This window comes from Streptomyces sp. NPDC056231, from assembly GCF_048270745.1.
GTDB lineage: Bacteria > Actinomycetota > Actinomycetes > Streptomycetales > Streptomycetaceae > Streptomyces.
Map to the genome: position 1 here is coordinate 122,742 of NZ_JBLVKW010000017.1, position 6,471 is coordinate 129,212.

Sequence of the window (6,471 nt, forward strand, 5' to 3'; positions counted from 1 at the left end):
CTGACACCTGTCCTGTCGCGCCCAGGCGTCGGCGCCATCCGGAACACTCCACTCACAATTTCAACAAACTGTTGACGTTCGGTTCGGAGCGTACCTACGCTCCTGGAGCCCCCAGGGCGTCGCAGTTCAGCAGCTCCCGTACGGAAGGTCGCCCCGACACCATGACGCAGCGTGTGCTTACGACCGAGTCAGGCGCCCCGGTCGCCGACAACCAGAACTCCGCCACCGCCGGCGTCGGTGGCCCGATCCTCCTCCAGGACCAGCATCTGCTGGAGAAGCTCGCGCGATTCAACCGGGAGCGCATCCCGGAGCGCGTGGTCCACGCCCGCGGTTCCGGCGCGTACGGCTACTTCGAGGTGACCGACGACGTCACCGGCTTCACCCGGGCCGACTTCCTCTCCGCCGTCGGCAAGCGCACCGAGACGTTCATCCGGTTCTCGACGGTCGCCGACTCACTCGGCGGCGCCGACGCCGTACGCGACCCGCGCGGTTTCGCCCTCAAGTTCTATACGGACGAGGGCAATTACGACCTGGTCGGCAACAACACTCCGGTCTTCTTCATCAAGGACCCGATCAAGTTCCCCGACTTCATCCACTCGCAGAAGCGCGACCCGTTCACCGGCCGTCAGGAGCCGGACAACGTCTGGGACTTCTGGGCGCACGCCCCCGAGGCGACGCACCAGGTGACCTGGCTGATGGGCGACCGGGGCATCCCTGCCTCGTACCGCCACATGAATGGCTACGGCTCGCACACCTATCAGTGGACGAACGCCGAGGGTGAGGCCTTCTTCGTCAAGTACCACTTCAAGACGAACCAGGGCGTGCGCTCCCTCTCCAGCGAGCAGGCCGCCGAGCTCGCGGGCAAGGACAGCACCTCGCACCAGACGGACCTGCTGCAGGCCATCGAGCGGGGCGTGAATCCGTCCTGGACCCTGTACGTGCAGGTCATGCCGGCGGCCGAGGCCGCCGACTACCGCTTCAACCCGTTCGACCTCACCAAGGTGTGGCCGCACAGCGACTACCCGCTGCAGCGCGTGGGCCGGCTGGTCCTGGACCGCAACCCGGACAATGTGTTCGCCGAGGTCGAGCAGGCCGCGTTCTCCCCGAACAACTTCGTGCCCGGCATCGGTCCCTCCCCGGACAAGATGCTCCAGGGCCGCCTGTTCGCCTACGCCGACGCGCACCGCTACCGGCTGGGCGTCAACCACACCCAGCTCCCGGTGAACGCCCCGCGGACCGCCGTCGTCGACAACTACGGCCGCGACGGTCTGCACGCCACCCGCAACGGCGCGCGCCACGACAAGAACTACGAGCCCAACTCGTACGCCGGCCCCGCCCAGACCGGCGCGGCACTCTCGGCCCCGCTGGCGATCCACGGCTGGACCGGCACCCACGCGGCGCCCGCCCACACCAAGGACGACGACTTCTTCCAGGCCGGCGAGCTCTACCGGCTGATGTCCGAGGACGAGAAGGGCCGCCTGGTCGCCAACATCGCCGGAGGCCTCTCCCAGGTCACCCGCGACGACGTGATCGAGAAGAACCTCGCACACTTCCACGCGGCCGACGCCGACTACGGCAAGCGCGTCGAGGAAGCTGTCCGCGCCCTGCGCGAGGACTAGCGCGCGTTTCGAAAGTCCCGCCTGCCGGGCGGACGACGCTGCTTTCGAACACACCCCAGTGGGGCTGTCCGGCGGATCAGGCCGGACAGCCCCCATATCACCGAGACCGCGCAAGGAATGTGACGGGAGGTCATATCCCTTGCGTTGTCCGTCCGGCCGGCCCTGAGGGGTGTCCGCGGGACGGACGCGACCGAGGACCGCGGCGGCGTGCGAGCCAGTGCGGTGGTGAAGGCAGCCGACAGCCGCTCTCGACCTGAGAGAGCGGACCCGGCCGCCCATCGCGCGCCGCCGCGGTCCCGGCTCAACCACCCTCTCAACCTGCAGAACTCCGCCCGGCGGCGCGAACGAAACGGTTGCGCCGGCCTCCCGCCGTCGGGCGGTCTCCACCCTGGGGCGGGGGCGCGGACGGTTCCGCGCCCCCGCCCTTCATGTACATCAGTAGCCGGTCGGGCGCACCAGGCCCGTCTCGTAGGCGAAGACCGCGGCCTGCGTCCGGTCGCGCAGCCCCAGTTTGGCCAGGATCCGGCTCACATGGGTCTTCGTGGTCTGCTCCGCCACCACCAGCAATTGGGCTATCTCCGCGTTCGACAGACCCTGCGCGATCAGGGACAGCACCTCTGTCTCGCGTTCCGTCAGATGACCGACGCGGTCCTTGAGCGGCGCCCGGGGGGCGGCAGTCATCCGGGAGAACTCGGCGATCAGCCGCTTGGTGATGTTCGGGGCGAGCAGCGCGTCACCTGACGCCACGACCCTGACCGCATGGGCCAGTTCCTCCGCCGATGCATCCTTGAGGAGAAAGCCGGACGCGCCCGCGCGGAGCGCCTCGTACACGTACTCGTCGAGATCGAAGGTGGTCAGGATGAGCACCTTGACCCGGGCGCCGGGCGGTGACGTGATGCGGCGAGTCGCCTCGATGCCGCCGAGCACAGGCATCCTGACGTCCATCAGCACGACGTCCGGGGCGAGTTCGGCGACCTTGCTGACGGCGTCGAGGCCGTCCACCGCCTGGCCGACCACCTCGATGCCGGGTTCCGCGTCGAGCAGCACCGTGAAACCCTGACGAACCATCATCTGATCGTCGGCGATGAGTACGCGAATGGTCGTCACGGGGTGTCCTCGGCAGATTCGGTGGCCAGAGCAGAGGCGCTCACCGGCAGGATAGCCGTGACCTCGTAGCCGCCGTCGGGGGTCGCCCCGGCCGCGAGTTCGCCGCCCAGCATGGCAGTGCGTTCGCGCATCCCCAGCAGCCCGTGCCCCATGGACTGCGAGGGCTTGGCCGGCGCGTCGGGCGCGGTGTTGGTGATCCGGACTGTCAGCCCGGTCGTCCCGTAGGCCGTCTCCACCCGCACCTGTGCGCCGGGGGCATGTCTCATCGCGTTGCTGAGCGCCTCCTGGACGATCCGGAAGGCCGACAACTCGACACCGGGCGGCAGCGCGCGCGGCGCACCGGTGGTGGCGGTGGTGACCGTGAGCCCGGCGCCTCGCACATTGGCGACCAGTTCATCAAGCCGGTCGAGGGTGGGCTGCGGGGTGTGCCTCACGCCTTGCGACAGGGCGTCCTCGGAGCGGAGTACGCCGAGCACGTGGCGCAGTTCGGTGAGCGCCTCGACGGCATTCTGCCGGATGCCCGCGAGGTTCTCCCGGAGCTCGTCGGACGGGTTCTCGACGAGGTGCGGGGCGACCTGCGCCTGGATGGAGATCACCGACATGTGATGGGCGACCACGTCGTGCAGCTCGCGGGCGATGCGGTTGCGCTCCTCCAGGAGGGTGCGCCGGGCCCGCTCCCCTGCGGTGAGTTCCGCCTGGACGACGAGTTGGGTGCGGGCCACCCGCAGGCTGCGCAGCACGGCGCCGAGTATCCCGGCGGCGATCAGGACCGGAGCGGAGCGATCGATGTCGTAGTTGTGCGGCGTGGTGGTGAAGAGGGCGCAGGCCAGTCCGGCGAGGAGTGTGATCACCACAGCCCCGGCCGTGCGGCGGGGCGGGACCCGCAGCGCCAGCAGGAAGAGCACCCCGCACTGGAGCGCGAGCCCGGAAATGCTCCATGGGAACAACTGGTCCCCACTCATATCAGGCTCGTTGAGCCGCACGGTGACGACCATGAGGACGGTCGATGCCCACCAGGCCGACACCGGGCGGAACATCGCGGCGATGAGCGCCGCCCCGTGAGCGATGCCCAGCAACCCGTACTTGGGGATGCCGCCGCCGTCGACCGGACTCATCTCGTTTATATGGAACACGGTGAGGAAGGCCGCGCAGATGACCAGCAGCATTGCGAACACCGGCCGCCAGACCGGCCATCCGGGCTGGCCCATGTCAGGCAGCGGGTCGGCGGGCATCGTCAGATCCTCGAACAGGACGCGCGGCGCCCCCCGCAGGGCAGCCTTCCACCGCTCCTTGCCCCCCACTGATTTCCACGTCATCCGGGCCACCTTAGACCGGCCGGCACATGGGGGGTGGTGGGACGGTTCTCGCGAACGATGCGCCCCTTCCCGCGTCGCGGCCGCCCCTCCTCGTACTTACGGAACGCCGCCCAGCAGACCAGCAGCGCCACGGCGAACGCCGGCAGCCACGCCAGACGGGCGAGCACCCAGCCCGAATCCCTGGGCACGGTGTGCAGTCCCGGCAGTGCCTCTCCCGCGAGCAGCCCGATGGCGGTGACCGCCATCATCGCGGTCTGGTGCCAGAGGAAGACCGTCATCGCGGAGAGGTTGACCAGCGCCACCGCCCCCCACGCCGCGGGGCGGCGCAGCACCCGCCGCAGCGGGCCGAGCAGCAGCCGGGCCGCGCCGCACTGGGCGAGACCGAAGGTGACGGCCGCGAGGGTGGGCGGGTCGAGGTTGGAGATCCTGCTGCCCGGCACCCCCACCATGGACGCGGGGTAGCCGGCCCACAGAACGAGTCCGGCGGTGGCCGCTGCGCCGACCAGCAGCAGCGCCCATCCGGTGGCCCGGCTCTGCAGGCCGCCGCGGGCCCAGGTAGCGCCCAGGCAGTACGGGACCAGCCAGCCGGCCGCCACATTGATCCATCCGAGCCAGGCGGGCCCGCCCAGACCGAACCGGATCAGGTCGACGTGGAGCACGACGGCGACCGGCCAGAGCGGATGGAGCCCGGAGACCAGCGGGGTGACCGCGGTCAGTGCCGTGAAGACGAGCAGGAACCACAGCGGTGACAGCACCAGCTTGAGCAGCGCGTGCACAGTCTCCGTGCCCACCCCGGAGACGAGCAGCGTGCCCGTGATCACGGTCCACACCACCAGCACGGCGGCGACCGGCCGGAACAGCCGGAGCGTCCGGGCGCCGAGCCACTGCCCGTATGTGGTGCCGCGGGCGCGGGCGGAGGCGTAGCTCTTCGCGGCCATCTGTCCGCCGACGAGGAAGAAGACCGCGAGAGTCTGGAACAGCCAGGAGACCGGAATCAGTTCGGGCATGTGCTGGAGGGGGCTGGCGGCGCGCACCGTGCCGGTGTCGGCGATCAGTGCGGTGACCAGCCAGTGGCCGAGCACCACGCCCAGGATGGCGAGGGCGCGCAGGGCGTCCACGGCCCGGTCGCGGTCGGCCGGCGTGGCGGCGTCGATCCGCCGGACGAGTTCACGCATGGCGGCCCTCCTCGGCAGGGGGCCGGCCGGAGACGATCCGGGCGAGGTTCTTCAAGGACAAGGAGCCGGGCTTCAGGTAGTCGCTGTGGCCGCCGTCGCCCGCCGCGAAGTGCCGGGCACCGAACCCGGGCGAGACGGGGTCGGTCCCGAACCCGAGGGTGACGAACGGAAGTCGGAGCTGTTCGTGCGGTACGTCGGCGATCCAGTCGCTGCCGCCCCGGCCCGCCCAGACGGTGGCCCCGGTGTGCAGCGCGGCGACGCTTCGCGCGCCGGTGCCGGGGCTGCCGTACAGGACGATGCCCGCGACCTCCAGCCCTGACGCGGCCTTGGCGCAGACGACGGATCCGTAGGAGTGGCAGAGCAGCGTGATCCGGGCGGACGGTTTGGAATTCTGCAATTCGTCCAGGAATGCGCGTAGTTCGGGGGCAGCATGCTCGGCCACGCCGGGCGTCACCGCCTCCGGGCTCACCGTGGCCGGCGTTGCGTACCCGAGCCAGCCGATGACTGCCGATCCCTCGCCGAGCTCCCGCTGGAGCGCGACACCACCGGCCCTCAGCCGCCAGTACTTGTCGACGTTGATGCCCGCGCCCGGAACCAGCACGGCGATCCGGCGCGCCGTGGACAGATCACCGAAGACCTCGGCGCCGCGGCCGCCTTCGCGGCCGTCGAAGGAGAGGAAGTGGCGTACCGGCTCGGCCAGTTCGCGCAGCGCGGCCGCCCGCTTCCGGTCGCCGTGGCCGGCGGCCATCTGTTCGGCCGCCCGGATGGAACCGCGGTTGACCGCATACCGCTCGTCCAGGGCGGCGGGGGTCGCGCGCAGCGGGGCGAGAGCGGCGGGGGCGGGCGCCGGGACGGCCGAGGGGCGAGCCGCTCCCGAGAGGGGCACGGTGACCGCGGCGATGACGAGGGCTGCGAGGAGGGTACGGGCGCCGCGCGGGCTCGTGAAGAGGCGGCGCGTGCGGGGGCGGCTCCTGGGCTGACGGGACGCCATAAGGGGATGGTCCTTCCGTACCGGATGTCGGTCGTGCTTCCGGTACAGAAGCTAGGGAGCGGACCGTGTCGTCGGCGTCCACCCGTGGAGGACACCTTCCGCGTAGCTCTGAAGTACTACGGGTAGGGGTGTCGGCCGTGCTCGGCCTGGTCAGGACGGGCAGTGGGGGGGGGGGGGGCCGGGGGGGGGGGCCCCCCCCCCCCCCCCCCAAAAACCCACCCCGGGGGGCCGACCACACCCCAACCAGCCCCGGGGGCCCCGCG

General features: G+C 70.8%; 5 protein-coding genes. 1 reads left to right on the top strand and 4 read right to left on the bottom strand.

The window, feature by feature from the left end; genetic code table 11:
- The first annotated feature begins 161 nt into the window (after positions 1-161).
- Positions 162-1,619 (top strand): catalase, encoded by a 1,458-nt coding sequence (locus tag ACNPQM_RS16545; RefSeq protein WP_366692891.1) that lies wholly within the window; start codon positions 162-164, stop codon positions 1,617-1,619.
- A gap of 435 nt (positions 1,620-2,054) precedes the next feature.
- Here ACNPQM_RS16545 and ACNPQM_RS16550 read toward each other — a convergent pair whose 3' ends face one another.
- The 4 genes from ACNPQM_RS16550 to ACNPQM_RS16565 are packed head-to-tail and all read right to left on the bottom strand — an operon-like array spanning position 2,055 to position 6,208.
- Positions 2,055-2,726, bottom strand: a complete 672-nt coding sequence (locus tag ACNPQM_RS16550) for a response regulator transcription factor (RefSeq protein WP_358857205.1) — start codon at positions 2,724-2,726, stop codon at positions 2,055-2,057.
- Positions 2,723-4,042, bottom strand: coding sequence for a sensor histidine kinase (locus ACNPQM_RS16555; protein WP_418084585.1), 1,320 nt, complete (start codon positions 4,040-4,042; stop codon positions 2,723-2,725). The genes ACNPQM_RS16550 and ACNPQM_RS16555 overlap by 4 nt, the downstream gene beginning before the upstream one ends.
- The gene (locus ACNPQM_RS16560; RefSeq protein ID WP_358857203.1) at positions 4,039-5,217 is read right to left on the bottom strand and encodes an acyltransferase family protein; all 1,179 of its coding nucleotides are present in this window, start codon (positions 5,215-5,217) and stop codon (positions 4,039-4,041) included. Before ACNPQM_RS16560 ends, ACNPQM_RS16555 begins: the two co-directional genes overlap by 4 nt.
- A complete protein-coding gene (locus ACNPQM_RS16565; protein WP_418084586.1) occupies positions 5,210-6,208 on the bottom strand; it encodes an alpha/beta hydrolase in 999 nt (332 codons plus the stop codon). The genes ACNPQM_RS16560 and ACNPQM_RS16565 overlap by 8 nt, the downstream gene beginning before the upstream one ends.
- Positions 6,209-6,471: the final 263 nt, after the last annotated feature.